24 protein-coding genes and 1 tRNA gene are annotated in these 24,292 nt (G+C 62.0%); 17 read left to right on the top strand and 8 right to left on the bottom strand.

What is annotated here, in order from left to right; all coding sequences use genetic code 11:
• Positions 1-3 precede the first annotated feature (3 nt).
• The 5 genes from rapZ to QMY55_RS04290 all read left to right on the top strand — a co-directional run bounded on the left by rapZ (position 4) and on the right by QMY55_RS04290 (position 5,005).
• Entirely contained in the window at positions 4-921 is a 918-nt protein-coding gene (gene rapZ, locus QMY55_RS04310) for an RNase adapter RapZ (protein WP_283487468.1), read from the top strand.
• A 6-nt stretch (positions 922-927) separates the two neighbouring features.
• Positions 928-1,626, top strand: a complete 699-nt coding sequence (locus tag QMY55_RS04305) for a winged helix-turn-helix domain-containing protein (protein ID WP_283487467.1) — start codon at positions 928-930, stop codon at positions 1,624-1,626.
• Between the two features lie 5 nt (positions 1,627-1,631).
• Positions 1,632-3,086, top strand: coding sequence for a two-component system sensor histidine kinase CreC (gene creC, locus QMY55_RS04300; protein ID WP_283487466.1), 1,455 nt, complete (start codon positions 1,632-1,634; stop codon positions 3,084-3,086).
• A 183-nt stretch (positions 3,087-3,269) separates the two neighbouring features.
• Positions 3,270-4,724: a cell envelope integrity protein CreD gene (gene creD / locus QMY55_RS04295; protein WP_283487465.1), complete on the top strand. Its 1,455-nt coding sequence runs from the start codon at positions 3,270-3,272 to the stop codon at positions 4,722-4,724.
• Positions 4,721-5,005, top strand: coding sequence for a hypothetical protein (locus QMY55_RS04290; RefSeq protein ID WP_283487464.1), 285 nt, complete (start codon positions 4,721-4,723; stop codon positions 5,003-5,005). The genes creD and QMY55_RS04290 overlap by 4 nt, the downstream gene beginning before the upstream one ends.
• A 74-nt stretch (positions 5,006-5,079) precedes the next feature.
• Here the strand turns inward: QMY55_RS04290 and mutY are convergent, their stop codons facing one another.
• From mutY to mutM, 3 genes are all read right to left on the bottom strand, one after another.
• On the bottom strand, positions 5,080-6,147 hold the full coding sequence (gene mutY / locus QMY55_RS04285; protein ID WP_283487463.1) for an A/G-specific adenine glycosylase: 1,068 nt from the start codon (positions 6,145-6,147) through the stop codon (positions 5,080-5,082).
• 4 nt (positions 6,148-6,151) lie between these two features.
• Complete coding sequence (locus QMY55_RS04280) at positions 6,152-8,146, bottom strand: dynamin family protein (protein WP_283487462.1); 1,995 nt, start codon at positions 8,144-8,146, stop codon at positions 6,152-6,154.
• Between the two features lie 267 nt (positions 8,147-8,413).
• Positions 8,414-9,244 carry a bifunctional DNA-formamidopyrimidine glycosylase/DNA-(apurinic or apyrimidinic site) lyase gene (gene mutM, locus QMY55_RS04275; protein WP_283487461.1) on the bottom strand — a complete coding sequence of 277 codons (831 nt, stop codon included), beginning with the start codon at positions 9,242-9,244 and terminating at the stop codon, positions 8,414-8,416.
• 50 nt (positions 9,245-9,294) lie between these two features.
• On the opposite strand from mutM, the gene QMY55_RS04270 reads away from it, so the two are divergent.
• The 7 genes from QMY55_RS04270 to pth all read left to right on the top strand — a co-directional run bounded on the left by QMY55_RS04270 (position 9,295) and on the right by pth (position 15,243).
• Positions 9,295-11,082, top strand: a complete 1,788-nt coding sequence (locus QMY55_RS04270) for a tetratricopeptide repeat protein (protein ID WP_283487460.1) — start codon at positions 9,295-9,297, stop codon at positions 11,080-11,082.
• Positions 11,079-11,582, top strand: a complete 504-nt coding sequence (locus tag QMY55_RS04265) for a lipoprotein insertase outer membrane protein LolB (RefSeq protein WP_283487459.1) — start codon at positions 11,079-11,081, stop codon at positions 11,580-11,582. Before QMY55_RS04270 ends, QMY55_RS04265 begins: the two co-directional genes overlap by 4 nt.
• A 141-nt stretch (positions 11,583-11,723) precedes the next feature.
• A complete protein-coding gene (ispE, locus tag QMY55_RS04260) occupies positions 11,724-12,587 on the top strand; it encodes a 4-(cytidine 5'-diphospho)-2-C-methyl-D-erythritol kinase (protein WP_283487458.1) in 864 nt (287 codons plus the stop codon).
• Positions 12,588-12,617: 30 nt separating this feature from the next.
• Positions 12,618-12,694 (top strand) — tRNA-Gln (locus QMY55_RS04255).
• 44 nt (positions 12,695-12,738) lie between these two features.
• Positions 12,739-13,698 carry a ribose-phosphate pyrophosphokinase gene (locus tag QMY55_RS04250; protein ID WP_003058452.1) on the top strand — a complete coding sequence of 320 codons (960 nt, stop codon included), beginning with the start codon at positions 12,739-12,741 and terminating at the stop codon, positions 13,696-13,698.
• Between the two features lie 156 nt (positions 13,699-13,854).
• Complete coding sequence (locus QMY55_RS04245; RefSeq protein ID WP_283487457.1) at positions 13,855-14,478, top strand: 50S ribosomal protein L25/general stress protein Ctc; 624 nt, start codon at positions 13,855-13,857, stop codon at positions 14,476-14,478.
• Between the two features lie 123 nt (positions 14,479-14,601).
• Positions 14,602-15,243 (top strand): aminoacyl-tRNA hydrolase, encoded by a 642-nt coding sequence (gene pth, locus QMY55_RS04240; protein WP_283487456.1) that lies wholly within the window; start codon positions 14,602-14,604, stop codon positions 15,241-15,243.
• Between the two features lie 64 nt (positions 15,244-15,307).
• On the opposite strand, the gene QMY55_RS04235 is transcribed toward pth, so the two are convergent.
• Positions 15,308-15,568, bottom strand: a complete 261-nt coding sequence (locus tag QMY55_RS04235) for a YfhL family 4Fe-4S dicluster ferredoxin (RefSeq protein WP_283487455.1) — start codon at positions 15,566-15,568, stop codon at positions 15,308-15,310.
• Positions 15,569-15,857: 289 nt separating this feature from the next.
• Here QMY55_RS04235 and QMY55_RS04230 point away from each other — a divergent pair, with 289 nt between their 5' ends.
• The 5 genes from QMY55_RS04230 to QMY55_RS04210 all read left to right on the top strand — a co-directional run bounded on the left by QMY55_RS04230 (position 15,858) and on the right by QMY55_RS04210 (position 21,231).
• Positions 15,858-16,820 (top strand): ABC transporter permease, encoded by a 963-nt coding sequence (locus QMY55_RS04230; protein ID WP_283487454.1) that lies wholly within the window; start codon positions 15,858-15,860, stop codon positions 16,818-16,820.
• Positions 16,817-17,707: an ABC transporter permease gene (locus QMY55_RS04225; protein WP_283487453.1), complete on the top strand. Its 891-nt coding sequence runs from the start codon at positions 16,817-16,819 to the stop codon at positions 17,705-17,707. The genes QMY55_RS04230 and QMY55_RS04225 overlap by 4 nt, the downstream gene beginning before the upstream one ends.
• A gap of 18 nt (positions 17,708-17,725) precedes the next feature.
• Complete coding sequence (locus QMY55_RS04220) at positions 17,726-18,766, top strand: ABC transporter ATP-binding protein (RefSeq protein WP_283487452.1); 1,041 nt, start codon at positions 17,726-17,728, stop codon at positions 18,764-18,766.
• Positions 18,763-19,590: an ATP-binding cassette domain-containing protein gene (locus QMY55_RS04215; RefSeq protein ID WP_283487451.1), complete on the top strand. Its 828-nt coding sequence runs from the start codon at positions 18,763-18,765 to the stop codon at positions 19,588-19,590. Before QMY55_RS04220 ends, QMY55_RS04215 begins: the two co-directional genes overlap by 4 nt.
• Positions 19,591-19,743: 153 nt before the next feature.
• Positions 19,744-21,231: an ABC transporter substrate-binding protein gene (locus tag QMY55_RS04210; protein WP_283487450.1), complete on the top strand. Its 1,488-nt coding sequence runs from the start codon at positions 19,744-19,746 to the stop codon at positions 21,229-21,231.
• A 159-nt stretch (positions 21,232-21,390) separates the two neighbouring features.
• Here QMY55_RS04210 and QMY55_RS04205 read toward each other — a convergent pair whose 3' ends face one another.
• The 4 genes from QMY55_RS04205 to QMY55_RS04190 form a co-directional block, all read right to left on the bottom strand.
• Complete coding sequence (locus QMY55_RS04205) at positions 21,391-22,038, bottom strand: LysE family translocator (protein WP_283487449.1); 648 nt, start codon at positions 22,036-22,038, stop codon at positions 21,391-21,393.
• 104 nt (positions 22,039-22,142) lie between these two features.
• Entirely contained in the window at positions 22,143-22,370 is a 228-nt protein-coding gene (locus QMY55_RS04200) for a hypothetical protein (protein WP_283487448.1), read from the bottom strand.
• Positions 22,367-23,245, bottom strand: a complete 879-nt coding sequence (locus tag QMY55_RS04195) for a DUF429 domain-containing protein (protein WP_283487447.1) — start codon at positions 23,243-23,245, stop codon at positions 22,367-22,369. The genes QMY55_RS04200 and QMY55_RS04195 overlap by 4 nt, the downstream gene beginning before the upstream one ends.
• 13 nt (positions 23,246-23,258) lie before the next feature.
• The gene (locus QMY55_RS04190) at positions 23,259-24,149 is read right to left on the bottom strand and encodes a DMT family transporter (protein ID WP_283487446.1); all 891 of its coding nucleotides are present in this window, start codon (positions 24,147-24,149) and stop codon (positions 23,259-23,261) included.
• Positions 24,150-24,292 lie beyond the last annotated feature (143 nt).

Below are 24,292 nucleotides of genomic sequence, written 5' to 3'. Positions count from 1 at the left end.
ATCATGTCTATGGAGCTTGTTCTGATCAGCGGCATGTCCGGATCGGGCAAATCCGTTGCACTGCATGCGCTGGAAGATGCAGGCTATTACTGCGTGGACAATCTGCCGCCCGAGCTGCTGCAAGCCTTTGTGGAACTCAAGCTCAGCCAGAGCAACGACAAGGTGGCGATTGCCATGGATGCACGCAGTGCCCAGGGCCTGCCCCAGTTGCCGGAGCAGCTGGAGCATCTGTGCTCGGCACTGGGCATTCAACCCCATCTGATCTTTCTCGACGCCAGCACCTCCACCCTGATACGGCGCTTTTCCGAAACCCGCAGGCGTCACCCGCTTTCGCCGGGTCCCTCGGTGTCAGAGCGTCAGGCACTGGTGCAGGACATCGACAAGGAGCGAGAACTGCTGGGTGCGCTGCGCGATCGCTCCACCGTCATCGATACCAGCGACCTGAAGTCCGCGCAGCTGCAAAGCTATATCAAGCAGACCATCCAGGCTCCCGAGAGCCAGATGACGCTGATGTTCCAGTCCTTTGGCTTCAAGCACCGCATGCCCACGGACTCAGACTATGTGTTCGATGTACGCATGCTGCCCAATCCGCACTACGAGAAAGACCTGCGCCCTCTGACCGGACTGGACGAGCCGGTGGCCAGCTATCTACGCAACCTGCCCGAGGTGCAGCAGATGCAGCAGGACATACAGCAGTTCCTGGAACGCTGGCTGCCGCTGCTGGCCAAGGATCATCGCAGCTACGTCACCATCGGCATTGGCTGCACGGGCGGACAGCACCGCTCGGTCTATCTGGTGGAGGCACTGGCCAGGCACTTCGAGAAAACATGGCCCACGGTGCGCCGCCATCGCTCGCTAGACTTCCGCGGTCACTTCATGCAGGTTTCCCAGCAGTTTTTGGCAGCCCCCGCCGCCGGTTGATTCCGCATGCCCGCCAACGCGCCCCAGGTCTTGCTTCTCGAAGATGATCCGGCCATTGCCCGCACCATCTGCTATGCGCTGGAGCGCGAGGGCATTGCCGTCACCCACAGCCTGCTGATTGCCGACGCACGTCGGCAATGGGGCAGCAGACCATTTGATGTGCTGCTGATGGATGTGGGCCTGCCCGACGGCAACGGCCTGGACTGGTGCCGCGAGCTGCGCTCTGCAGGCTCCATCGCGCCTGTTCTGGTGCTCAGCGCACGTGGTGAAGAAATGGACAAGGTGCTGGGGCTGGAGCTCGGTGCAGACGACTATTTGACCAAGCCCTTCAGCCCGCGCGAGCTGCTGGCCCGCACACGCGCCCTGCTGCGCCGCTTAAGGCAATTTCAGCCTGCAGCGCAAGCCCAGCCAGCGGCAGCACTTCAAATAGATGAGCAAGGTCAGCGTGCACTGGTTCACGCCAAGACACTGGACCTGACACGCCGCGAGTACCAGTTGCTGCAATGCCTGATGCAAGGCGCGGGCCGCATTCTGAGCCGCGAGCATCTGCTCGAGCAGATCTGGGGACTGGACAGCGAAAGCACGGACCGCACGGTGGACACCCACATCAAAACCCTGAGAGCCAAGCTGCGCGAGCATCTGCCCGACAGGGAAATCATCGCCACCCACCGCGGCCTGGGCTATAGCCTGAGCCTGCCCGTCTAGCTGCCATGCGCCTGGGCCTGCGCCTGTTCTTTGCCTTCTTCCTGATCAACGGGCTGGCCGCATTTTTTGTGCTGCGCGTCTTCATGGTCGAGATCAAGCCCAGCGTGCGCAAGGTGACGGAGGACACTCTGGTCGAGACTGCCTATGCCCTGGCCGCGCTGGCCAGCCCTGACCTGGCCAGCGGCCAGTTGCAACCGGGCAAGAACAGCCAGTTCCGCCAGCAGCTGACGGGCTATACGCAGCGCCCCATCCAGGCCTGGATCTGGGACACGCGCAAGACCACGCTGGACATGCGCATCACGGTCACCGATGCACAAGGCATGGTGCTGTTTGATTCGGACGGCAAGGACGAATGCGCCGACTATTCGCGCTGGCGCGATGTCTATCTCACGCTGCGCGGCGAATACGGCGCCCGCACCACACGCGCGGTCAAGGACGATGAGTCCAGCAGCGTCATGCATGTCTCTGCCCCCATCATGGTGGACGGCAGGATTGCCGGAGTGCTGACGGCCTCCAAACCCTCCCGCTCGGTACAGAAAATCGTGGATGGAGCCGAGCGCAAGATCCTGCGCGGCGGCCTGCTGTTTGTGCTGCTCTCGGCTGGTGTGGGCTGCGCCGTGACCCTGTGGTTTGTGGCCCATGTGCGCAGGCTGCGCCGCTATGCCCAGCAGGTACAGGCACCCACGCTCAACGAGGCTCTTCACCCCGATCAGGCCAGCCCCGCACTCGCAGTGCCGCAAATGCCTGGCGAGCTGGGCGAGCTGGCCCTGGCCATGGACACCATGCGCAAACGCCTGGAGGGACGCGACTACATCGAAGGCTATGTGCGCGCCCTGACCCACGAGCTCAAAAGCCCTGTGGCCGCCATACGCGGCGCGGGCGAGCTGCTGCAGGAGGACCTGCCTGCGCAGGACCGCGAAATGTTTGCGCGCCAGGTGGTCGACCAGAGCCTGCGCCTGCAAAACCTGATCGACCAGTTGCTCCAGCTCAGCCGCCTGGAGCAGCGCCAGCAACTGGACAAAAGCCATAGCTGCAGCCTGATGGACTGCACTCAACAAGCCATCCAGGCCCTGAACGGCCATGCCAGCCAGCGCGGCATCACGCTGCAGCTGCAAGGCGTGGACAGCACCGGTCCCTGGGAAGCAGGTCTGATCGTGCTGGCCATCAGCAATCTGCTACAGAACGCACTCGATTTTTCACCTGACGGCAGCTGCATCACGGCCACACTGGCGCCGCATCGCATCACCATCAGCGACCAGGGGCCGGGCGTCCCCGAAACCATGCTGGCCCGCCTGGGCGAGCGATTCCTGACCACGCCCAGGCCCAATGGCGAGCGCAGCGGCACGGGACTGGGCCTGTCCATCGTCACCCGCATCATGCATTTGCACGGCGGCTATATGAGCGTGCGCAATCTGCACCCCGGTCTTGCCGTCTCACTGGACTTTGCTCCTGAGAAGTGAAAAGACTTACGCCAATCAGGCTCGGCCAAGCACTTCGCCTCAAGGGCAGCAGTCCTTGCCACACCCTTGTCTGCATAAGACCCAAGTGATTTGAAGCCGACTTCACACTGCCTTCACAGACTTCATTGGCGGCACACAGACCCTGTCCACACTCGCTCTCGAATCTGAACTTCGGGAGCATTCATGAAACACCAGCGGATATTCAAGACAGTCTCGCTGCTCATTGTTCTGGCCTTGCTGATGCTTGGACTGAACATCATCCAGGACGTGGTCAGAGACCGCATCAACAACCGTGAATATGCGGTGCAAAGCGTGGTCTCCAGCCTTGCAGGCTCGCAGACGCTGATAGGTCCGGCTCTGGTGCAAAGCTGCACCGAAACCACGGCCATACCCAATGGCAAGAAGATCGAATACACCACGCGCGAATTCCAGCGCCAGTTGCTGCCCGACAGCGTGCATCACAACGCCAACGCCACGATGGAGGAACGTGCGCGCGGCCTGCACCGCGTCAATGCCTATGTGCTGCATGACCAGATTCAGGCCAGCTTTAGCAATGCCGAGCAATTTGCCCAGCCCCCGGGATCTGGTGGTTCTGAGCGTCTGAGCAAGTCGCCGGCTGCCGGCAAGACAGTCGTCAGCTGCGAAAAGCTCTATCTGACATTTGCGCTCAGCGACCCCCGTGGCATTCGCAGCGCCACCATGCAGGCCAATGACAAGGAGCTGTCGGTAGAGACCGGCACCTCGCTGCAGCGCTACAGCAAAGGCATTCAAGCCGAGGTCAATACCTCTGCCCTGAAGAAAGGCGAGCCGCTGAACATCAGCCTCAAGCTGCAACTGCTGGGCACGGAACGCCTGGCCTTCACGCCTATCGCCACCGAGAACAAAGTCACGCTGACGGCAGACTGGCCCCACCCCTCGTTCGGCGGCAGCTTTCTGCCCACACGCCGTGAAGTGACGAACAACGGCTTTACCGCCGACTGGGAGATTTCCTCGCTGGCCACCTCGTCCAGCACCGCCTTCAATCGCCAGCAACCATTGTGCGTGGATCAGGGCAACTTAGCATTCGCTCACACCATGAACGCTGCGGCCTCCGGCGAGGATGACTCTTGCATCGAGACCATGGGCACGGAGTTCGTCAACCCCGTCAACATCTACTCGCTGAGCGAGCGCGCCACCAAGTATGGCTTGCTGTTTGTGGTGCTGACCTTTGTGGCCGTGGGCCTGTTCGAGGTTCTGAAAAAGCTGCGTGTTCACCCCGTGCAATACCTGCTGGTGGGCACGGCGCTGTGCAGCTTTTTCCTGCTGCTGATCAGTCTGTCCGAGCACCTGGGCTTTGCCACTGCCTATGCGATTGCAGCCAGTGCCTGCGTTGCCTTGCTCGCCTTCTATGCCAGCCACATTCTCGGCAGCATAAGGCGCGGCCTGCCGTTTGCGGCCGCCATTGCTGCGCTCTACGGGTTGCTGTTCGTGCTGCTGCAGCTGGAGCAGACCGCGCTGGTCGTGGGCTCCATCGCGCTGTTCGCCGTGCTGACTCTGGTCATGATCTGCACCCGCCGCGTGGACTGGTATGCGTTTGGCCAAGGTACTGATGCCAAATCTGCCACGCAAGCCATCTCCATCCAGGAGCAGGAACCATGAACAATGCCAACCTGAATCCGCATGCTGCTGCGCTGCTGGAAATCTCGGCCCGCCACCTGCTCAGCGAAGAAGACTGGCAAACCCGCGTGCAGCAATACCGGCAACTATGGCAGGTGGCGCAGAGCAGCGGTAACCGCCAGGCCCAGCAATCCATACGCGAGCTGGTAGCAGCAGCGGGCCGTCAACTGCAGGCAAGGCGCGGCGACCCAAGAGCCAAAGCGCTGTGCCTGGCCTTGATGGGCTTGCGCTGCTCCATGCTGATGCCACGCATGCGTTTCTAAAACCGTCTGCAAGACCCAAAAAAAGCTGAGACCTTTGCAGGCTCAGCTTTTTTTATGGAACGCGCCGAACCGGATCAACTCAATTCGGTATCCAGCAATTTGCGTATGGGCGCCGGCAGCCCCAGGTCTGCCCAACCCGCGGCATCAGCCCAGCAGGACTCATCCGCTTCGCAAACCATAGCTGCTTGCACACTAGCAACGGGCACCACAACAGGATGCAGATGCAAGTCCTTATGGGTCAGCACATGCAGGAATCCTGGTAGCTCCCGCCAAGATTGCGCAGTGCTTTCCGGCCAGCGCTGCTGCGCATAACTCTGCAATGCTTCATAGCTGTCAAGCACAGGCGGACTGTAGAGCCCGGCCCAAATACCCGCCTGCGGGCGCTTTTGCAGCCAGACACGCCCCCGCCCATCCATGACGATCAGCAACCACCAGGCCTGCGCCGTGCGTTTGACCTTGCGGGTGCGTACGGGATAGTTTTCCGGATTGCCTGCGCGGCCTGCACGGCATTCACCGTGCAAAGGACAGACCAGACAGCTGGGCTTGCGCGGCGTGCAGATGCTGGCGCCCAGATCCATCATGCCCTGGGTGTAGCGCGGCATGGACTGCTGCAGATCCTGCGTGGGGCATAGTTGCTGGGCATGCTCCCAGAGCTGCTTTTCATTGCGGGATTGGGCCAGATCGCCGTCAAAAGCCAGTACGCGCGTGAGCACGCGCCGCACATTGGCGTCGAGAATCGGCACTCGCTCGGAAAAGCAGAACGAGGCAATCGCGCCCGCCGTCGAACGGCCAATGCCGGGCAATGTTTCCAGGTCTTCGGCCCTGCCGGGGAAGGCTCCGCCCCACAGTTCCATCACGGCCTGCGCGCACTTGTGCAGATTGCGCGCGCGGCTGTAGTAGCCCAGGCCGCTCCACAGCGCCAGCACCGCGTCCTGCGGAGCGGCGGCCAGACTGGCGACATCGGGAAAAGCGTCGAGAAAGCGCTGGTAGTAGCCCAGCACGGTGCTGACCTGGGTCTGCTGCAGCATGATCTCCGACAGCCAGACACGGTAAGGATCACGGGTTTGCTGCCAGGGCAGGTGGTTGCGGCCATGGCTGGCCTGCCACTGCACGACGGCGGTGGCAATCGAAGGAAGAGTCAAGATCTCAGGCTACCAGATTGATGTCCAGCAGCACGGCACCTGCCTGCTTTGTGGACACCAAAGAATGCAGCAATTGCCCTGTCACGCTGGCCAGTTGTGACTGCAGCATGCCAAGCCGGACCTGGGCGCTCTCCATCTCGGAAATACGCTCCTCCAGACCTGTGGCCGCACCTTGTATGCGGTCCACGGCTTCCAGGCGACGTGTATAGCTGCGTTTACGTTCCCGCAATTGTGCATCGACTGGCGCAGTCAGGGATTTGCTCCACATATCCACATCATTGGATGCCGCTTCGAACACGGTGCGCATGCGCAGCGCCAGCGCCTTGATCAGGCGCTGAGAAAAAGCCGCACTGCTAAGCTTGATGGCGCTGCTCAGGCCCAGGTACTGGGTATAGCTGGCCTCGATGCTGCGCAGGTCATCCGTGAACTCCGGCAGCACCAGCTGCGGCGGCGCCTGCAGCGAGAAGCCATATTCGGCATTGAGCTCCTTGAACGCGGAACTGAGCATGGCGTGGATCTCCTCGGCCTGCGCCTGTGCCTTGGCGGCAATGGCATGCAAGCGCTCGAAGGTATGAGCATAGACCTTGCGCGCGCCCAGCTTCAAGCCCCGCTGGGCCAGCGCGTCCTTGAGTTCGGCCAGCTCGGTCTTGAGCGCGCCAGAGCTGAGCAGCTGAAACAGCTCCTTGAGCATGCGCATATGTATCGCACGCATGGCCAGAATCTTGCTCGTGCTTTGCTCGAACTCTTTTTGTTCGGCCTCGATACGGCTGCGCATGCCGGCAATCACATTGACGTTCTTACCGCGCAGGCTGCACAGCTCCGCCAGTTGATCATCGAGATCGCTGCGGCGCATATTGATGACGCGCTCGACTTCGCCCTGCAGCCGGGTCACATTGGCCTGCATGGCGGCCTGCAGCACCTGCTGGCGTCGCCCCATGATGCCGTTGGCCAGCAAATCCTCGAAAGCCGGCAGGCCACTGGCCTGCAGCAAGGCATCGTTCTTGCCAACCTTGGCAACCAGTCCCTTCTGCGCGGACACTGGCAGCACTCGGTCTTCGGGCAGGCCCAACAGATGGGCTGAATCCTGCTGCTGGCGACGCAGCTGGGCCTGCACCTGCGCCCCCGAGCTCAGGCTGTCCCACAAGGTGTCTATCTTGTTGAGGACCACCAGCCGCGAAGCCGTCAAAGCCTCGTCCCCTGCGAGCTTGCCCGCGCCCGCAGGCAGCACATGGTCGCGCCAGATGGCGAGATCGGACTTGGTCACCCCTGTATCGGCACCCAGCACAAACACGACCGCATGGGCCTGGGGAATCAGGTTGACGGTCAACTCAGGCTCTGCGCCCACGGCGTTGAGACCCGGTGTATCCAGAATCACCAGCCCCTGACGCAGCAGCGGGTGCGGCATATTGATCAGGGCATGGCGCCACATGGGCACTTCCACCATGCCCTGTGCATCGACCAAGGGGTTGTCTGCCGCTTCGTCGTCATGCCACAGTCCCCACTCACGCGCCTCGTCGATGCTGACCTTGCGCACCTCGGCCACCTTGGCCAGGGTGTCGGCAATCTGCTGCGCGCTGGCGATGTCCAGCATATGCTGCTGCCAGGCGTCGGAGCGCATGCGCCACTGGCCCAGGCTTTCCGTCGAGGCACGGGTTTCGATGGGCAGCAGACGCAAGCAGGGTTGCAGCTCTGAATCCCAGGCCAGCTCGGCCGGGCACATGGTGGTGCGGCCTGCGCTGGCCGGCATCAAGCGGCGCCCGTAATGGGCAAAGAAGATGGCATTGATCAGCTCGGACTTGCCACGCGAGAACTCAGCCACAAAGGCCACCATGACCTTGTCACTGCGCATCTGCTCTTCCAGCCTCTGCAGACGCTCCTGTACGGAAGCGTCCAGCAACTCCTGGGCCATCAGCCACTCGCGCAGCTCCTGCAGTTGCGCGGCAAAGCCTCTTCGCCATGCGCCATGCTGGTCAAACTGCTCGTTGAATGAAGCTCCCACGTGAATCCCTCTTTATTCTTGCTGTAGGCCCTGGCAGCGCCTGCTGCCGAGCCTTACAAAATATAGCACTGGCCCGTGACAGAGCGGCACAGGGCTAGGCCCGATGCTTTTTGACGGTATGAAGTATCGCGCCTGCCTGTCCCTCAACCCCAGGAGACGGCCCGCTTGCGTCCGCCCTCTGACACATATCAAGCACTACGCCAAAATTCATAGAAAAGGCTGATAACGCTTATCTCATAAGCGCAGACAGCTATCAATCTTGATAAATCAGGACGATTTCTGGCAACGAGCGCAGTAATAGGTGCTGCGCTGCCCCTGCTTGAGCAACCGGATGGGGGCTCCGCAATGGGTACAAGGCATGCCTTCACGCCCATAGACCTTGGCCTGCAGCTGAAAGTGCCCCTCCATGCCGTTGGCCGACGAGAAATCGCGCAAGGTGGTGCCGCCTTGCTCCACGGCCAGAGCCAGCACCTCACGGATGGATTCGTACAAAGCCTTGACCTTGCGCGGACCGATGTCCCGCGCCGGCGTTGCCGGGTGAATTCTGGAGAGGAACAGAACCTCGGACGCATAGATATTGCCCACGCCCACCACCACGCTGCCACTGAGCAGCAACTGCTTGATGGGCGCACGGCTGGCCGCCAGCCCTGCTTTGAAGTCAGGCAGGGTAAAGCCGTCGCCCAGAGGCTCCATGCCCAGATGATCGAGCAGCTTGCGCGCCAGTGCATCGGTTTCGGACGGCACATAGATCACTGCCCCGAAGCGGCGCGGATCATGAAGCCGCAGCAATCCGCGCGTGGTCTGCAGGTCGAAATGATCATGCACCCCGGCCGGCCCCAGAGGTTCTTCATCACCGCCCACAAAGCGCAGACTGCCCGACATGCCCAGATGAATCAGCAGCAGACCCTCGTTCAGGTCCAGCAGCAGATATTTGCCCCTGCGCCGCACGCCCTGCACCAGCCGCCCCTGCAATGCCTGGGGCTGCAGGCCCAGTGGCCAGCGCAAAGGCTTGCCCAAGACTGAGGAAACAATGCGTGCACCGGCAATGCGCTCGGCAAAGGAGCGGCGCGTGACCTCGACTTCTGGCAACTCAGGCATGCAATCTCATCTTCGGCAAGTGTTCAACAGGCTTCGATTATTATGGGCTGATGGCTCATCCTCATCGTTTTCAGGGACTCGCCGTGGCCGCCATTCTGGCCATGGGAACAGCAATCGCTTCCGCCCAACCTTCAGACCCACCGGCCAAGCCTGCCGAATCGGAGCAAACCTCTGACCTGGAAAAAGCCATGGAGACCGAGAACCGCCAGGCAGCCATGTCTGCCGAGCTGTTCTATGAAATCCTGGTAGGGGAAATGGCCGCCCAGGAAGGTGCCCTGACCGATGCCCAGGCCCTGATGATGGAGGCCGCTCGCAACAGCGACAACGAAAAGCTGTATCGCCGCGCAACCGAACTGGCCGTGCAGTCTCGATCCGGTGAGCAGGCATTGCGCAACGCCCGCGCCTGGCTCAACGCCTACCCCGAATCCCGAGATGCCAATCGCGCCGTGCTGCGGCTGATGGTGACGATGAACCGCATTGCCGACTCCGCCAGCTATCTGCGCCGCGAGGTGGAGCTGACGCCTGCCGAGAGACGCGGCTCCACTTTTTTGGCAATCACCCAGCTCTATGGCAATGCTTCGGACAAACCCCTGGCTGCCGATGTGGTTGAACAGGCCCTTGAGAGCAGCCTCAGAGATCCGCAAACCGGCCCCATGGCCTGGGCCGCCATCGGTCATATGCGCTTGGTCGCGGGGCAAAAGCCCGCCGCATTGCAAGCTCTGCAAAACGGTGAAAAGCTGAACCCCGACTCCAGCGCCGTCGCCCTGCTGGGCATGGAGCTGCTGGAATCGGGCTCTGCCGAGGTGGAGCCACTGGTACAGCGCTACATCAACAAGAACCCTTCGCCCCAGTTGCGCATGGCTTTTGCCCGCGTGCTGATTGGCCAGAAGCGGCCTGCCGACGCCAAGGCCCAGATCAAGGCGATTACCAGTGAGTCACCCGAGTTTCCTGAAGCCTGGGCCGTCCTTGCCAATCTGCAATTGCAGGACAAGGAATATGACGAGGCCGAGCAATCCATCACGCAATTTGCAGCCCTGCAACCCAGGCTGCCCGATGGCGTGGCACGCAAGGCGGGCCAGGCTCAGCTGTATCTGCTGCAGGCCGATCTGGCCGAAAAGCGCAAACGCTATGACGAAGCGGATGCCTATCTCCAGCTTATTCCAGATGCCCCCAATCTGCTGAGCGTACAGGCCCGCCGCGCCGACCTGCTGGCCCGTCAGGGCAAGATCAGGGAAGCCCGCGCCATCATCCGCGCCGTCCCGGCCGAAGGGCCGAACCAGCAGAGGCTCAAGCAGATCGCCGAAATTCAGCTGCTGCGCGATGCCAACCTGCCCCAGGAAGCCTATGCGCTGCAGGCCCGTTTGCAGACCCAGTTCCCCGACGATATCGAGCTGGCCTACGACACGGCGCTGATGGCCGAAAGAGCCGGCAAGACCCACGAGATGGAGCGCCTGCTGCGCAGCATCATCGAGCGCAAGCCCGATTTCCAGCATGCCTACAACGCCCTGGGCTACTCCTACGCAGACCGCAACATCAAGCTTGAAGAAGCCCAGGCACTGATCCAGAAAGCGCTGGACATGACGCCCGGCGACCCCTTCATTACCGATAGCCTGGCCTGGGTGCATTTCCGCCGCGGCCATCTCGACGAGGCGGAAAAACTGCTGGAGCAAGCCTACGAAACCCGACAGGATGCCGAAATTGCGGCCCACCTCGGTGAAGTGCTCTGGGCGCAGAACAAGCGCGACCGCGCCCTGAAAGTCTGGCGCGAAGGCCTGCAGACCGATGACAGCAACGCCACCCTGCTCGAAACCCTCAAGCGCCTGAACGTCAAGCCATGAGACTGCCGCGCCCTCTGTCCGCTCTGCTTGTACTGAGCGCCCTTCTCGCGGGCTGCGCCCAGCCCGTGCGCCAGTTGCAAGGCGAGGTCGGCGCAAGCCATCACTGGTCTGGTCGCATGGCACTTCAGGTGCAGGACTCGCAGCAGCAATCCTTCAGCGCCGGGTTCGAGCTGCAGGGCCGCCCCGAACAAGGCACGCTGCTGGTCTTCAACCCTCTGGGCTCGGTCATTGCACGCTTGCAATGGACGCCTCAGGGCGCAACCCTGCAGCAAGGCGAGAACATTACCGAGTCCGCATCTTTGCCCGAACTCATCAACCGCATGACCGGCAGCGACATTCCGGTGACGGCGCTGTTTGACTGGCTGCAAGGCAAGAACACGGCAGTTGGCGGCTGGAAGACCGATCTGAGCAATCTGACCCAGGGACGCCTGCGCGCCGACCGTTTCAGCCCGCCGCCAGAAGCGTCTCTGCGCATTGTTCTCGATCAGGACGCGCGCTGAGAACTGTTTTTCGGTGCTAAGGTTGCGCCGTTCCCTCTCCAATACACGGCTTACGCAAATTAGATTCAGGCCAAAGCTTCGCCTCAAGGCGGCAATCCCTGGCGACCCCTTGTTTGCGCAAGTCCCATCCTCTATTTCGCCATGCACTCGCTCTATGACGTGCCGGCTCCGGCCAAGCTCAATCTTTTTCTGCATATCACCGGCCGCAGGCCCGACGGCTACCACCTTCTGGAATCGGTCTTCATGCTGCTCGACTGGCACGACGTGCTGCATTTCGAGCGCAGCAGCACCGCACAGATCAGCCGGGAAGATCTCAGCGGCATGGCCTTGCCGGCTGATGACCTCATCACCCGCGCGGCGCGCGCGCTGCAGCAAGCCACGGGCTGCACACAAGGCGTGCATATCGGCATCCACAAGAATCTGCCCGCTCAGGCCGGCATGGGAGGCGGCTCATCGGACGCGGCCAGCACCCTGATTGCGCTGAACCGGCTCTGGAACCTGGGTCTGACACGGCAGCAGTTGCAGTCCATTGGCCTTGCGCTGGGCGCCGATGTGCCGTTTTTCCTTTGCGGTCATTCGGCCTGGGTCGGCGGTATCGGCGAAATCATCGAGCCGCTGACGGGCAACCATGCACTGCCCAGCCAGCAGTTCGTCGTGGTCAAGCCCGAACACGGACTGGATACGGGCAAGATTTTCACCAGCAGTGCGCTCAAGCGCGACACAAAGCCTGCTATAATCGCCGACTTCGTTGCAAAGCACTATGACTTCGGTCATAACGACTTGCAGCCAGTCGCAGAAAGTCTGCAGCCTGAAGTGAGCCAAGCCATACAATGGCTGGAATCATTCAAATTGCATGCTAGAATGACCGGCTCAGGAAGTGCAGTCTTTGCACCGCTGACGCAGACTATTGACATCAATAGTGCAGCTCGCACATGGGAAGTCAAAATCTGCAAAAATCTCGAAATTCATCCGCTTTCAAGTTGGGTTTCAGATCAAAAGTTTTAAGGCTTTTTGTTTCCGACAGAAAGCCTGTGTAGGGGAGTCGCCAAGTTGGTTAAGGCACTGGATTTTGATTCCAGCATGCGAAGGTTCGAATCCTTCCTCCCCTGCCAAACATCTTCTTGCGTCAAAGCAACCCACAGCACTGGGACGCACAATGCATTCACATCACTCTGATTTCATGGTCTTCACAGGCAATGCCAACCCTGGCATGGCTGAAGAGATTGTTAAGCACCTTGGCACTACCCTGGGTGCTGCCGACGTTGGCCGCTTCTCCGACGGAGAAGTCGCAGTCGAGATCAAGCAGAACGTTCGCGCCCGCGACGTGTTCGTGGTTCAGTCCACCTGCGCACCGACCAACGACAACCTGATGGAGTTGCTGGTCATGGTGGATGCCCTCAAGCGCGCATCTGCCGAGCGCATCTGCGCCGTGATCCCCTACTTCGGCTACGCCCGTCAAGACCGCCGCCCCCGCTCCAGCCGCGTGCCCATCACCGCCAAGGTGGTTGCCAACATGCTGCAGGCCGTCGGCGTGGAACGTGTGCTGACCATGGACCTGCACGCCGACCAGATCCAGGGTTTCTTCGACATCCCCGTGGACAACATCTACGCCACCCCCGTGCTGTTGGGTGACCTGCGTCAGAAGAACTACGAAGACCTGATCGTTGTCTCCCCCGACGTTGGCGGCGTGGTGCGTGCTCGCGCCCTGGCCAAGGAACTGGGTTGCGATCTGGCCATCATCGACAAGCGTCGCCCCAAGGCCAACGTGTCTGAAGTCATGCATGTGATCGGCGATATCGACGGCCGCAACTGCGTGATCATGGACGACATGATCGACACCGCCGGCACCCTGGTAAAGGCTGCCGAAGTGCTCAAGCAGCGCGGTGCCAAGAACGTGTACGCCTACTGCTCGCACCCCATCTTCTCGGGCCCGGCCCTGGAGCGCATCGGCAACGGCAGCGCTCTGGACGAAGTGGTTGTGACCAACACCATCCCCCTGAGCCCCGCTGCCCAGCAGTGCGGCAAGATCCGCCAGCTGTCCGTGGCCGGCTTGTTTGCCGAGACAATTCACCGCATTTCCACAGGTGATTCGGTGAGCAGCCTGTTTACCGCTTAAAATCTCTGGTTTTTCGGCTTCGGGCCCAAGCAAACCTCCTTCGGGAGGTTTGACTGTTTCGAGGCCACCGCAAGAGTCCAGGGCCTTTCTAGTAGGTACAGATTCTTTTTTCAATCGGGCGAGACTGGTCGCGGTCCGCCCATCAAGGAGTTAGTTATGCAATTCGTCGCTACTGAGCGCGCCAAGCAAGGTACGGGTGCGAGCCGCCGTCTGCGTCTGTCGGGCAAGACCCCCGGTATCGTCTACGGTGCTGGTGAAGCCCAACTGATCGAAATCGATCACAACGCCCTGTGGCACGCTGTGCACAAGGAAGCTTTCCACTCCAGCATCCTGGACATGGAAATCAACGGTCAAGTGACCAAGGTTGTGCTGCGCGACGTGCAGTTCCACCCCTACAAGAAGCTGGTGCAACACATCGACTTCCAGCGCGTGGACGCCAACACCAAGCTGCACATGAACGTGCCTCTGCACTTCGAAGGCGCTGCTGAATCCCCCGCCGTGAAGGTCGAGAACTGCACCGTGACTCCTCTGATGCACGAACTGCAAGTGATCTGCGAACCCGCAAGCCTGCCCGAGTTCATCAAGGTGGACCTGAGCGCCCTGACCTCCAAATCCGTGCTGGGCCTGCAAGCTCTGAAGCTGCCCAACGGCGTGAAGGCTGTGGTGCGTGGCGCCAACAAGAACCCCGCTCTGGTGTCCATCAAGCTGCCCGAAGTGGCTCCTGCCGAAGGCGCCGCACCTGCTCCCGCAGCTGCTCCCGCCAAGAAGGGCAAGAAGTAATTCTTGTGTCCCAGGTACAGCGCCTGCCGCTGTATCCAAAGAAAAAGCCCACTTCGGTGGGCTTTTTCTTTGGAACCTTGCCAATCCCTCGTCCACCTTTTTCAGCAAGAAGATAATCAAGCCATGATCAAACTGTTTGTCGGCCTCGGCAATCCTGGCCCTGAATACGAAGATACGCGCCATAACGCAGGCTTCTGGTGGATTGATGCACTGGCGCGCGAACTCAAGGTCACACTGGTGCCCGAGCGCAGCTACTGGGGCCTGATGGCACGCACCACCATCCACGGTCAGAACGTCTGGCTGCTGGAGCCACAGACCTTCATGAACCTCTCCGGCAAATCGGTAGGCTCACTGGCACGCTTTTTCAAGATTCAGCCCGAGGAAGTGCTGGTCGTGCATGACGAGCTGGACTTTGAACCTGGCGTGGTCAAACTCAAGCAAGGCGGCAGCCATGGCGGCCACAACGGTCTGCGCGACATTCATGCGCAGCTGGGCTCACCCAACTACTGGCGCCTTCGCGTGGGCATAGGCCACCCCGGCAACAAGGGCGAAGTCGCCAACTGGGTGCTCAAGAAGCCAGCTCCCGATCAGCTCAAGCTGATCGAAGACGCGATCTCACATTCGCTCAAGGCCTGGCCCGAGATGGTGGCCGGCCAGATGGACAAGGCCACTCTCGCCATCCATACCACCAAGGCGCCACGTCCCAAGCCCCCACGCAAGCCCGCACCCGAAGCCGCAGCCAACCCGCAAAGCCAGCCTGAATAAAAAATAGCTCCTTGAAAAGGAGCTATCAGCGCTTGATGGGCCTGGGATTTCTCCCAGAAAGGCTTTAATCTGCCTTCTTGGCTTGCGTAAGCAGCTCATATTTTCTGAGCAATACCTCGCGGCTTTCGATGTATTCGGGATTGACGGGAATACAGGCCACCGGGCAGATCTGCACGCACTGCGGCTCGTCGAAGTGCCCCACACACTCGGTGCATTTGTGCGGGTCTATCTCGTAGAACTCTTCGCCCATATAGATGGCGTCGTTCGGGCACTCGGGCTCGCACACATCACAGTTGATGCATTCATCGGTGATCATCAATGCCATATTGTCCTTTCCCCCTGAGGCGCTGCGCGCCTTCCCCCAAAGGGGGACGACGCCCTTGCTGCGGGGCGGCCCTTGCTCGGCGTCCCTCGCTCGGGGTACGCCAGTTTTGGTGGGCTATACATCTTTCGAAGGCACATTATCCTGTGCGCCAAGAGACAGCGCTGCCCGTCAGGCAAAGTCTGGGGCTGCAGCACGGCGCTGCGCAATTGCCGCTATGCTGCACAGCGCAATCGAAGCCTGGATACACCTTCCTCTCCGATTTTTCCTCCGATGAAATCCGCCTGAAGTCATGAGCATCTTTCTGCTCAAACGCCTGATCACCCTGATAGTCACTTTGCTCGGTGCCTCCATCGTGGTCTTTGCCGTGCTTGAAATCCTGCCCGGCGATGCTGCCCAGATGCTCATGGGCCCCGATGCAGAGCCTGAGGCCGTGCAAGCCATGGTGCAGCAACTGGGTCTCGATCAACCAGTTCTCACCCGTTACGGCCAGTGGATCCGCGGTCTGCTGCATGGAGACATGGGCAACAGCTACGCCTACGGCTCCCCCGTATCCGAGCTGGTCTGGGAGCGGCTGCTGGTGACGGTGCCGCTGGCGGTGTTGGCCATGCTCATCACGGCCGTGCTGGCCATCGCCGCCGGTGTGTTTGCCGCAGCCAGGCACAAGCGCTGGGGCGATATCGGCGTCATGGGACTGGCGCAGATCGGCATTGCCATCCCCAACTTCTGGTTTGCGATTCTTTTGATCCTGCTGTTTTCGGTCAAGCTGCAATGGTTCTCGGCCGGCGGCTTTCCGGGCTGGCGCGAGGAAGACGGCGGCGGCTTCTGGCCTGCGCTGCAGGCGCTGCTGCTGCCCGCCATCTCTCTGGCCGTGGTGCAGGCCGCCATCCTGGCGCGCATCACACGCTCTGCCGTGCTGGAGGTACTGCGCGAGGACTTTGTACGCACGGCGCGTGCCAAGGGGCTGTCCCGCCGCTCCGCGCTCTGGGGCCATGTGCTGCGCAATGCCATGATTCCCGTCGTCACCGTCATGGGCCTGCAGTTTGCCAATCTGCTGGCCGGCACCATCGTCGTGGAGAGTGTGTTCTATCTGCCAGGGCTTGGCCGGCTGATCTTTCAGTCCATCTCCAACCGCGATGTGATCGTGGTGCGCAACTGCGTGCTGCTGCTGGCAGCCATGGTGATCTTTGTCAATTTTGTGGTCGACATGCTCTACGCATTCATAGACCCGCGCATCCAGGCCAGCGATATATGAGCGCGCCGGAGCCTTTTTCCTATCCCACGCGCGCGCTCAGTCGCCAGCAACCGCAAAACCTGCTGCAGCGAGCCCTGCGGCATCGCAGCTTTGTGCTGGGCGCCATGCTCACCATCTTGTTGATTGCCGCAGCCCTGCTGTCCTTTGTCTGGACGCCGGGCTCTGCCTACGAGATGGATATGGATGCCGCCTTGCTGCCGGCCAGCGGCCAGCACTGGCTGGGCACCGATGCCTACGGGCGTGATGTGGCCTCCCAGATACTCGTCGGCGCCCGTGCCTCGATTGCCGTAGGCCTGATCGCCGTGGGCATAGGCTTATGCCTGGGCGTGGTGCTGGGCCTGATCGCCGCCGCACGTCGTGGCTGGGTGGAAGAAATCATCATGCGGCTGGCGGACTTCACCTTCGCCTTTCCCGCCCTGCTCTCGGCCATCATGCTCACGGCAGTCTTCGGGCCGGGCATGGTCAATGCCATCATCGCCATCGGCATCTTCAACATTCCGACCTTTGCGCGCATCACCCGAGCCTCTGCCAATGCCATCTGGGCACGCGACTACGTGATGGCGGCGCGCGCCTGTGGGCAAGGCCGCACGGCCATCACCCTGCGCCATGTGTTGCCCAATATCGCCTCGGTACTGGTGGTGCAGGCCACCATACAGTTTGCGCTGGCCATTCTGGCCGAGGCCGCCCTGTCCTACCTGGGCCTGGGCACCCAGCCGCCCCAGCCCTCCTGGGGCCGCATGCTCAGCGAAGCCCAAACCCTGATGTTCCAGGCACCGTTGCTGGCCGTCTGGCCCGGCGTGGCGATTGCCCTGTCGGTGCTGGGCCTGAACCTGCTGGGCGACGGTCTGCGCGATCTGCTGGACCCCCGACTGACACGCGAGCGCTAATGCGCAGGAATGCCGACCATGGCTTTGCTTGAAGTATCCAACCTCTGCATCAATCTGCAAACTCCGCGCGGGCTGGCCCAGGCCGTGCGCAATGTCAGCTTCACGCTGGAGCATGGAGCCACGCTGGGCCTGATCGGTGAATCGGGCTGCGGCAAATCGCTGACGGCGCTGTCCCTGATGGGCCTGCTGCCCGAACATGCCCAGGTCAGCGGCAGCATACGCCTGGATGGCAAGGAACTGCTGGACCTGAACGAGCGCCAGCTGTGCGCGCTGCGCGGCAATCGTCTGGCCATGGTCTTTCAGGAACCCATGAGCGCCCTCAACCCCGTGCACAGCATTGGCCGCCAAGTTGCAGAGCCGCTGCGCCTGCACCTGGGTCTGAGCCGTGCCCAGGCCCTCGCCCGCGCCACCGAGCTGCTGGAACGCGTAGGCATTGCCCAGGCCGCACAGCGACTTCATGATTATCCGCACCAGTTCTCGGGCGGCCAGCGCCAGCGCATCATGATTGCCATGGCCCTGGCCTGCGGTCCCGACCTGCTGGTGGCCGATGAGCCCACAACGGCCCTTGATGTCACCGTGCAGCAACGCATTCTTGACCTGCTGCAGGAGCTGGTGGCCGAGCACTCCATGGCACTGGTGCTGATCTCGCATGATCTGGGCGTGATTGCCCAGAATGCCGAGCAGTTGCTGGTCATGTACGGCGGCACGGTGGTCGAGTCCGGCATGACCGAGGCCGTGTTTGCCCGCCGCGCCCACCCCTACACGCGTGGCCTGTTTGCCGCGCGGCCGCAGCTCAATGTGGCCAGCACCCGGATCTCGCAGCCCACCCAACTGCCCACCATCGCGGGTACCGTGCCGGAGCTGGTCGATCTTCCCGCTGGCTGTCCGTTTGCGGGCCGCTGTCCTTATACCCAGGGCGACTGCTATCTGCAGACGCCGCCCGCCCACTTGCTGCAAGCGCCCGGCACCGCCGCCCCGGCTTCCCTGGCTTTCTGGCGCCAGCCCCATATCGCGCACTGCCTGTATGAAGCAGCCCTGCAGCCCGGAGAGCAGCCATGAGCCCGGAGATGACTCCTGAAATCGCAGCATCCAGCGCGCCACTGCTAAGGGTTAACGGGCTGGAACGTGCCTATCCCAGACCGCGCACCTCCCTGTGGCATGCGGCCGAGCCGCTGCAGGCGCTGCGCGGCGTGAGCTTTGAACTGGCTGCCGGCCAGAGCCTGGGCGTGGTCGGCGAATCGGGCTCGGGCAAATCCACGCTGGCCCGTCTGATCATGGCGCTGGACCGGCCCAGCGCCGGCAGCGTGGAACTGCTGGGCCGCAGTCTGCACCAACTGGGTGAGCGCGAGCTGCGCGCCGCGCGCCGTGATTTTCAAATGGTGTTCCAGGACCCCTACGGATCGCTGGACCCACGCATGACCGTGGCTCGCATTCTTGCCGAGCCCTTGATCACCCTGCATGAAAAGCCCAGCCATGATGAACAGCGGCAACGCGTGCACGACGTGCTGCAGCAGGTTGGCCTGCGCGAGCAGGACGCGCACAAATACCCGCATGAGTTTTCTGGCGGCCAACGCCAGCGCATTGCCATCGCCCGTGCGCTGATGACCAGGCCACGCCTGATCGTGGCCGACGAGCCCGTCAGCGCACTCGATGTCTCGGTGCAGGCCCAGGTGCTGAACCTCATGCAGGATCTGCAGCGGGAGCTGGGCCTGTCCTACCTCTTCATCAGCCACGATCTGGCCGTGGTGCAACATGTCTGCGACCAGGTCATCGTGCTCTATCAAGGCGAAATCGTGGAGCGCGGCACACCGCAGAAACTTTTCAGTGCCCCCGAGCATCCCTACACCCAATCCCTGGTCCGCGCCGCTCCACGCATAGGCTGACGGAAGTTACCGCTTATATGCCGGTCGAGCTCGGGTAGCACCCGTGGCCTGGTGTAAAAAGGCAGGTGAAACAGCCTTGGCTCTATCGCCATGGACTGCACCGCCTTTTTGCGCAGCTTTCAGGGTTGCGCACGCCCTTCGGAGACTTTGTTGATGCTCAATCGCCGCTCCTTGCTGGCCAGCTCGGCTGCCAGCTTGCCCTTGTTCACGGCCTGGCCCGCTCTGGCCCAGGCCAAAAAAGACAGCGTCACGCTGGCCATGACGCTGGAGCCGCCAGGACTGGACCCCACTGCAGGCGCAGCCTCTTCGATTGCCGAAGTGGTGCACTACAACCTCTTCGAGACACTGACCAAGATCAACTCCGATGGCAGCGTCTCACCCCTGCTGGCCGAGAGCTGGGAGGTTTCTTCCGACCTCAAGACCTATACCTTCCGCCTGCGCAAGAATGTGAAATTCCACAACGGCGAACCCTTCAACGCCGCCGCCGTGAAGTTCTCGTTCGACCGCGCAGCCGGCGACAAGAGCACCAACAAGGACAAGCGCACTTTTGCCAACCTCAGCACCCAGGTTTCGGACGAGCACACCATCGTCATCACCAACAAGGACATAGACCCCGATTTCCTGTTCGTGATGGGCCAGGCCACCTCCATCATCGTCGAGCCCAAAAGCGCCGCCACCAATGCCGCCAAGCCCGTGGGCACCGGCCCCTATGTGCTGCGCAGCTGGAGCAAGGGCTCGTCGGTAACCCTGGCCGCTTGGCCCGAGTTCCGCGCGGCGCAGAGCATTCGCATCAAGCGCGCCGTATTTCGCTTCATCCCCGACCCTGCAGCCCAGGTCGCGGCGCTGCTGGCCGGAGACGTGGACGCCTTCCCCCGCGTGACGCCGCGCAGCGTGCCCCAGTTCCAGCGTAACCCGCGCTTTCAGGTGGTGGTGAGCAATTCACGCGCCAAGACCATCCTGGCCATCAACAATGCGCGCAAGCCCTTGAACGATGTACGCGTGCGCCGCGCCATCGCCGCAGCCATCGACCGCAAGGCCGTGATTGCCGGCGCTGCCGACGGTTATGGCGTGCCCATAGGCAGCTACTACGTGCCCACGGCCTTCGGCTATGTGGACACCACGGGCGTCAACCCCTTTGATCTGGAAAAAGCCAAGGCGCTGATGGCCGAGGCCGGCATCAAGACGCCGCTGTCGCTGACCATGACCTTGCCGCCCACTCCCTATGCGCGCCAGGGGGGCGAGTTGATTGCAGCCCAGCTGGCCAAGATCGGCATTCAGGTCAAGCTGCAGAACGTGGAATGGGCCCAGTGGCTGTCGGGTACCTATACCAACAAGAACTATGACCTGACCATCATTTCCCATGTGGAGCCCTTCGATCTGGGCAACTTTGCCAAGCCCGACTATTACTGGGGCTACCACTCCCAGGAGTTCAACGAGCTGTTCGAGAAGATCAAAAGCACCCCGCGCCCGGCAGACCGAGCCCGCCTGCTCGGCGATGCCCAGCGCCTGCTGGCCAGGGACGCGGTACACGGTTTCCTCTACACCCCGCAATGGGTCAGCGTGGCCGACAAGAAGCTGCGCGGGCTGTGGAAGGATATGCCCGTCTTCGTCAACGACCTGTCTTCCTTATCCTGGGGGTGACGTTGAACACCCCCTGAGGCGCTGCGCGCCTTCCCCCTCTCTCTACGCGCTTCGCGCTATGGGAGGGGGACGATGCCTTCGCCTGGGCGGCCCCGCCGCGAGGCGGCTCTTGCTCGGCATCCCTGGCTTGGACCGCGCCAGTTTTTGAAGATATTTGTTTCAGCGCTGGGCTAAAGCCAGTTTTAGCGCCAGCGCGCCAAATACCGTGGCGGCGATGCGGTTGAGCCAGCGCTGGGCGCGGGCCGAGCGCAGCAGCAGCTCGCCGAACAGGCCAGAGCCGCAGGCAATGGAGCCGAACACCAGCAGCGCCGCCAGCATGAACACGCAGCCCAGCACGACGACCTGCAGCGCCAGGCTGCCGCGGGCCGGGTCGGCGAACTGCGGCAAAAAGGCCAGGAAAAAGATCAGCACCTTGGGATTGGTCAGGTTCATGACTGTGCCGCGCCCCACCCAGCGCAGGGCCGAGTCCCAGGTGAGCCGGTCACGCTCGGACTGCTGCAGCACCGAGCCCCCGGCGCTGACCGGTGCGCGCCAGGCGCCCCAGGCCAGATACAGCAGATAGGCCGCGCCACACAGCTTGATGGCCGTAAACAGCATGGGCGAAGTCGCCACCATGGCGGCCAGCCCCATGGCCACGGCGGCCGTGTGCCCCACCAGACCCAGGCACAGACCCAGCACCACGCACAGGCCCACACGCCAGCCGCGCTGGGCCGACTGCATGAGCACGAACAGATTGTCCGGCCCAGGGCTCAGGCCCAGCAGGACGGCCACACCGAAAAACGCGATCAAGGTCTGCAAAGTAGGCATATGGATTTCTCTGCGGCAATCAAATCAATAGCTGCTTGCGCGCTGCAGTCTCTCAATCTGCACTGATTACACATCTAAACCTTGGATTATCAAGCGCGGGCAGCTCACCTTTTGATAGTCACACGCTTCTGGCAGGCCAGATCGGCAAACGGACCGTCGTAGAGGCTCCAGGCCTGACCCGGCGAGAACTGCTGGCAGGTCAGCGCGCCATCGAGCTGGCTGCGCCACAGATACCAGGGCGCAGGCGCGGCCTGAACAGCGGGCTGCTGCGCGGCCAGCAATGCAACGCACAGGCATAGCGAGTGGCTCCAGTGAAAATTCGGCTTTATCAAGACTTGGCTACTCCCGGTGACGGCATACCCGCGGTGACAATCCAGCCCTCCAGCGCATCCATGTCCGGCGGCAGGCCGTACAAGCTGTCGCCAGCATGGTGCCGGCAGGCGGCCCAGCCGGCCTGCATCAGGCACAGCACGGCATCGAGCGCATCCCCTTTGCCATCGGCCAGCAGAAGGCTGCGCTGCACTTCGTCCAGCTGCAGGCTTAGCCCCAGGCCGCCCGCATCGCCCTGCTCCAGCGCCTGCAGCAACAGAGCCCTGGCTTCTGCACGTGCTGTCGTCTGTTTGCTCGCATCATCACTTTTGTAGCTGCGCCGTCCCAGCACGGTGCGCGCCAGCAGGCCTGGATAGGCCTCCAGCGCCACGCGCTGCGCCTGGGGTTTCAGGGGCTCAAGCCCTGGCAGGTAAACATCGGCTGCGCGTAGCCTGGGCAGGCCCGCATGCAACATATAGGCCACCGGCGGGTTCACCCATTTCATGGATGGGCTGGAGCCTGCAGGCAAGTCGGTGGCACGGTGCGCAAACTTGCTGCCGGCAGGCCGGGCATCACAGAAAGACTTGAACTGCTCGCGTATCTGCGCACGGCTCAGGCCGGCGTAGAAGTCCATGCAAGCCGCCCATTCCATGGGCCAGCCCAGTGCTTGCAGCAACTCCCTGGGCAGGCCAAAGGGCAGGTCAAAGCCGCCGACCCAGGGGCCATGCTCCGCGCTGGCCAGCCACTGCTGCCAAGTATCGAGCGAGTCAAACTCAATAAGCTGCTGCAGCTGTATGAATTGCTCATCAATACATAGCCGCCCACGTGCCACGACTATGGGCTTGCGCCGGTTTGGACTGCTGCTGAAGTCACAACCCAGCAATCGTGTGAACTGCATGCCAAGCCCCTGTTCAACCCAGACCCAGCGCCGTCACGCCAAGCGCGATCATGATGGCGCCCGCAATGCGCAGACCTCTATCGCCCTCGCCCAGCAGCTTGCCGCCGATCAGCGCGGCAAACAGCATGGAGACCTCGCGCGCGGGAGCCACGTGGGAGATGGGCGCGCTTTGCACCGCATACAGCACCAGCACATAGGCAATGGGACTGAAAAAGGCCACCAGAGCCGCATAACGCCACTGCACGCGCCACAGCCGCCGGGTCTCGGACCAGTCCTGCACCGCCAGCGGGGCCAGAACGAGCAGCCGGATCAGATTGCCCACATAGTCCACCAGAATCGGCGACATCAGCAGCATCTTGACCGCGTAGCTGTCCACCACCGTATAGGCGGCAATGAACATGCCCGTCAGCAAGCCGTAGTACAGCCCGGCCAGCACGCGCTGGCGGGCCTCGGCATTCTGGCCCTCACGGACGGCCAGAATCATGCGCGGTCCACCGGCAATCAGAAACACGCCCAGCACCACGCCTGCGATGCCGGCTGCACCGAGTGTGGAAATCTGCTCTCCCAGGAACAGCACCGCCACCAGCGAAGAAATCAGCGGCCCGCTGCCACGCGCCAGCGGATAGACCACCGTCAGATCCGCCACGCGGTAGCCACGCAGCAGCACGACAAAATACGCCACATGCAGCAAGGCACTGGCCGTGACGAAGCCCCATTCCATCCAGCCCCATCCCGGCACCACATCCCGCCCCAGCCACCAGCCCAGCGGCGCCCAGATCAGCGCATTGAAGACCGAGACATACAGCGAAAAGCGCGCATCTCCCCTCGCCTTCTTGGCCACGATATTCCAGCCCGAATGAATCAGGCCGGCCAAAATGATGAGAGTGAACGCTTGCAGGGACATGAGGGCCAGAAATGCAAAAGGCCGCGCGACGCGCAGCCTTTTGAAAAGAAAAATTCAGTTGCTCATCTGGCCGCACATGACCAGTGCCTGATGTGACTGGCACAGCACTTGTGAGGGACGCCAAGCAAGGGCCGCCCCGCAGC

It is taken from the genome of Comamonas resistens (assembly GCF_030064165.1).
Classification (GTDB): Bacteria; Pseudomonadota; Gammaproteobacteria; order Burkholderiales; family Burkholderiaceae_C; genus Comamonas; species Comamonas resistens.
The sequence above is the reverse complement of the archived record's forward strand: the minus strand, read 5'-3'. Positions and strand labels throughout refer to the sequence as shown.

Excerpts from the sequence above, each read along its gene's own strand:
- rapZ (WP_283487468.1), top strand. The coding sequence starts at position 4 with ATGTCTATGGAGCTTGTTCTGATCAGCGGCATGTCCGGATCGGGCAAA.
- QMY55_RS04305 (WP_283487467.1), top strand. The coding sequence starts at position 928 with ATGCCCGCCAACGCGCCCCAGGTCTTGCTTCTCGAAGATGATCCGGCC.
- creC (WP_283487466.1), top strand. The coding sequence starts at position 1,632 with ATGCGCCTGGGCCTGCGCCTGTTCTTTGCCTTCTTCCTGATCAACGGG.
- creD (WP_283487465.1), top strand. The coding sequence starts at position 3,270 with ATGAAACACCAGCGGATATTCAAGACAGTCTCGCTGCTCATTGTTCTG.
- QMY55_RS04290 (WP_283487464.1), top strand. The coding sequence starts at position 4,721 with ATGAACAATGCCAACCTGAATCCGCATGCTGCTGCGCTGCTGGAAATC.
- mutM (WP_283487461.1), bottom strand. The coding sequence starts at position 9,244 with ATGCCTGAGTTGCCAGAAGTCGAGGTCACGCGCCGCTCCTTTGCCGAG.
- QMY55_RS04270 (WP_283487460.1), top strand. The coding sequence starts at position 9,295 with ATGGCTCATCCTCATCGTTTTCAGGGACTCGCCGTGGCCGCCATTCTG.
- QMY55_RS04265 (WP_283487459.1), top strand. The coding sequence starts at position 11,079 with ATGAGACTGCCGCGCCCTCTGTCCGCTCTGCTTGTACTGAGCGCCCTT.
- ispE (WP_283487458.1), top strand. The coding sequence starts at position 11,724 with ATGCACTCGCTCTATGACGTGCCGGCTCCGGCCAAGCTCAATCTTTTT.
- QMY55_RS04250 (WP_003058452.1), top strand. The coding sequence starts at position 12,739 with ATGCATTCACATCACTCTGATTTCATGGTCTTCACAGGCAATGCCAAC.
- QMY55_RS04245 (WP_283487457.1), top strand. The coding sequence starts at position 13,855 with ATGCAATTCGTCGCTACTGAGCGCGCCAAGCAAGGTACGGGTGCGAGC.
- pth (WP_283487456.1), top strand. The coding sequence starts at position 14,602 with ATGATCAAACTGTTTGTCGGCCTCGGCAATCCTGGCCCTGAATACGAA.
- QMY55_RS04235 (WP_283487455.1), bottom strand. The coding sequence starts at position 15,568 with ATGGCATTGATGATCACCGATGAATGCATCAACTGTGATGTGTGCGAG.
- QMY55_RS04230 (WP_283487454.1), top strand. The coding sequence starts at position 15,858 with ATGAGCATCTTTCTGCTCAAACGCCTGATCACCCTGATAGTCACTTTG.
- QMY55_RS04225 (WP_283487453.1), top strand. The coding sequence starts at position 16,817 with ATGAGCGCGCCGGAGCCTTTTTCCTATCCCACGCGCGCGCTCAGTCGC.
- QMY55_RS04220 (WP_283487452.1), top strand. The coding sequence starts at position 17,726 with ATGGCTTTGCTTGAAGTATCCAACCTCTGCATCAATCTGCAAACTCCG.
- QMY55_RS04215 (WP_283487451.1), top strand. The coding sequence starts at position 18,763 with ATGAGCCCGGAGATGACTCCTGAAATCGCAGCATCCAGCGCGCCACTG.
- QMY55_RS04210 (WP_283487450.1), top strand. The coding sequence starts at position 19,744 with ATGCTCAATCGCCGCTCCTTGCTGGCCAGCTCGGCTGCCAGCTTGCCC.
- QMY55_RS04205 (WP_283487449.1), bottom strand. The coding sequence starts at position 22,038 with ATGCCTACTTTGCAGACCTTGATCGCGTTTTTCGGTGTGGCCGTCCTG.
- QMY55_RS04195 (WP_283487447.1), bottom strand. The coding sequence starts at position 23,245 with ATGCAGTTCACACGATTGCTGGGTTGTGACTTCAGCAGCAGTCCAAAC.
- QMY55_RS04190 (WP_283487446.1), bottom strand. The coding sequence starts at position 24,149 with ATGTCCCTGCAAGCGTTCACTCTCATCATTTTGGCCGGCCTGATTCAT.